Consider the following 2,863-nt stretch of genomic DNA (forward strand, 5'->3'; position numbering starts at 1 on the left):
GTCGATGTCGCAGTCAGCTGCCGGTCGATCACAGCCTGGCCACCGGCAGGTCAGATCCCGACACCGCACAAAGTCAGCCAACGCTTTTGAGGGCACATACCCGGGCTCGGGCGGCGCGTCAGTGGGGTGCACCAACGACACCAACCGGGCGGATCGGGCGAGCTCAGCGATCAACTCCGGCGGGACCAGCCCATCAGCGTCGACCATGGAGCCCGGCACATCACCGGTTCCGTCGACGGTGGCCTGCTCAGCGATGACGTGAATGACCACCGGCGAAGCATCCTGGCGCGAACCCGCAGCACAATCCGGGCGCCCGCAGCGACACCCCAGCCGATCCGCCCGCGCAGCCAGCGCCCCCATCGCATCGGCGCGGCGCTCAGCACGACTACGCGGATCGTGCTCACATACCGTGGCCGCCAACGCATCCAGGGCTTTGGTCACCGCGCGGGCATCCGCAGTGAACAGGCTGCCGTAGATCTCCGAGATGCCACCTTCTTGATCGCTGAAGCCGATCTCGCGCTGCGCAGCGCGTTCCTTGCGGCGACGCACCGCATCACGATCGACTTTGGCCACGATTTTGTCGATCTTGCCCGCCAGCCGGCCCACTGTCAGCGACGGCCATCGCGGCACCTTGAGCGCCAACTCGGCATCGACTGCGGCCAACACCTCACCATCGGTGATCAACTCGGTGCGATACACGATCGTCTGAAACAGCCGGAGATCGATATCGCCGGCGATGAACACCTCGGCCACCTTCGGCAGCTGCTCACGCATCGCCCGGGCATACCGCAACCGGCTACCGGCCAACGCCTGGCTGATCCGCAACGCCGCGGCCACCTCCGCGCACACCGCCGCGGTGGTGTCGACCGCCCACTCCTCGGTCTCACCGCACGACCTCAGCCGCAGCGCAAACAACTCCCCGATCGCCACCAAGTGTGCCGCCGCCGCCCGGTTCTCCGCCCGCGCCGAGGCCGCGATGCGATCCACAAACGCCGCCGACTCCGGCGTCGTCCGCGGATGACGCTGAGCAAACCACGCACTAAACCCCGCCACCGACTCCGGATCGGGCCCCATCGGCGGCATCGATTCGAACATGTGTTCGATATTACCTGAACGGGCCGACAGTCACACCGCGCACTGCATGGGAAGCCACCCCGAAAGCCGAGGCCCCTCACCCCAAACCCGACCCGCCCTTTCTCCTCCAACGCCGGCGGGCTCAGACTGGCCGGGATCACCTATCAGGTCGACGGCCGACGCGGCTTCGAACAGGTCCTGGTCGTCATCGACGGCGACACGATCACCGTGGCCGACCTCGACGGCGAAGTCCTCATCGAGCACACCCGACCCGAACCGGGAATCCGATACGTCGGCAACGGAAGGCCCCGCGGCCCCCGCCAAGACCGATGAACGTCACCGATGTCCTGATACAGAACTGTCACCGATGTCCTGAGGGATGACATACTGACTCAAACTATTTGGCAGGGTCGCGGTATTCACAACGGCTGGGCGGTCAGACCCGATATTCGGTGCGGGTGTTGCCATCCCAGCGTCGCAATCCGATGAATCGGCCGGTGATCTCACCGCGCCCGGCGATGCGCCGGGCGCGGCCCAACTGCGCCGGGCCGACGCGCCGGGCCAGCGTGACGTGGGCGGTCCACCGGCCGGGCACGACGTTGGACATCGGTCCCGGAAGCAGGTGCGGGGCGCACACCCGGTACACCTGCGCATGCAGGTCCAGTAGCTCGACGGTCGGTACCACCAGCCGGGCAAGCACACCGTGGGAGCGCCCGAAGATCACCGTCGCGCCCAAAATGCAGTCGATCGGCAGCCGGTCGGCGACTGCGGCCAGTTCCCCGTCCACCCGGGCATCGATGCGCTGGGCGACCGCCAGGGTGACGTGCGGTCGGGCGGCCGGCGCCTGGCTGGGCACTCCGGCCGCGGCCAGCTGCGCCCAGATATCGCGGACCGTGGTCTCGGTGGCGGCGTCGAAGACCAACTCGATCGAGTGCACCATCGCTCAGCCCGCCAGCGCGCGCACCCAGCCGACATCGAACGCGGTGCAGCTCATCTCGGCGAACTCCGCAACGTCCAGGGCCGCCGATCCCTCCGGCAGCGCGGCGCGCACCGGCGCCAGCCTGGCCAGCGCCGCACGATTGGAGGTGGCGACGGCGTCGGGCTGCCCGGGCCAGCTGCCGATGACCAACCCGGCGCATGACAGGCCTTGTCCGGCAAGGGATTCCAGCGTAAGAGCGGTGTGGTTGAGGGTCCCCAGTTCGGCGTTGACCACCACCAGCACGGCGGCACCGAGGTCGGCGGCAAGATCCCGCAGCGTGACTCCGTCGGCGGCCAGCTCGACCAGCAGTCCCCCGGCGCCCTCGACCAGGGTCAACCGGTCGGGCCGGTCGGCGGCGCGGATCGCCCCGAGCAACTCGGCGCGGGTGGGCAGGGCCATCCCGGCCAGCTCGGCGGCGACCTGCGGGGCCAGCGGGGCCGGGTACCGGGCGGTCCCGAACAGCTCGGTGGCCCCGCACAACCGGCCGACTTCGGCCAGGTCATCGTCGCCGTCGGCGGTGCCGGTCTGTACCGGCTTGCACACCGCCACGTCCAGCCCGGCCTGGCGGGCACAGCAGGCCAATGCCGCGGTGGCGATGGTCTTCCCGACCCCGGTGCCGGTGCCGGTGATGACCAGGACGGTCATTGCGCCGCGGGGCGGTGGTCGCGCAGCACCTGGGTCAGCACCCGGCCGGCCAGCGCGAGATCTCCCTCGGTCAGCGACGCCCGCGCGGTCAACCGCAGCCGCGAGGTGCCGGCCGGCACCGTCGGCGGCCGGAAACAGCCCACCCGCACCCCGGCATCCAGACAG

The 2,863-nt window shown here is 69.6% G+C and carries 3 protein-coding genes and 1 pseudogene; all 4 read right to left on the minus strand.

Features of this window, described 5'->3' with window-relative positions; translation table 11 throughout:
* Nucleotides 1-1,095, minus strand: a 1,095-nt coding sequence (locus DQP56_RS23585) for a 13E12 repeat family protein (protein WP_112689478.1), incomplete at its 3' end; no start/stop codon positions are given.
* Between the two features lie 415 nt (nucleotides 1,096-1,510).
* Nucleotides 1,511-2,014, minus strand: coding sequence for a 2'-5' RNA ligase family protein (locus DQP56_RS23595; RefSeq protein WP_112689480.1), 504 nt, complete (start codon nucleotides 2,012-2,014; stop codon nucleotides 1,511-1,513).
* A 3-nt stretch (nucleotides 2,015-2,017) separates the two neighbouring features.
* Nucleotides 2,018-2,698: a dethiobiotin synthase gene (gene bioD / locus DQP56_RS23600; RefSeq protein ID WP_112689482.1), complete on the minus strand. Its 681-nt coding sequence runs from the start codon at nucleotides 2,696-2,698 to the stop codon at nucleotides 2,018-2,020.
* Nucleotides 2,695-2,863 (minus strand): annotated as a pseudogene (locus DQP56_RS23605) (8-amino-7-oxononanoate synthase); the annotation flags it as partial. The pseudogene DQP56_RS23605 and the gene bioD, both read right to left, overlap by 4 nt.

Origin of the sequence: Mycolicibacter senuensis (assembly GCF_003284925.1) — a bacterium.
GTDB classification, from domain to species: domain Bacteria; phylum Actinomycetota; class Actinomycetes; order Mycobacteriales; family Mycobacteriaceae; genus Mycobacterium; species Mycobacterium algericum_A.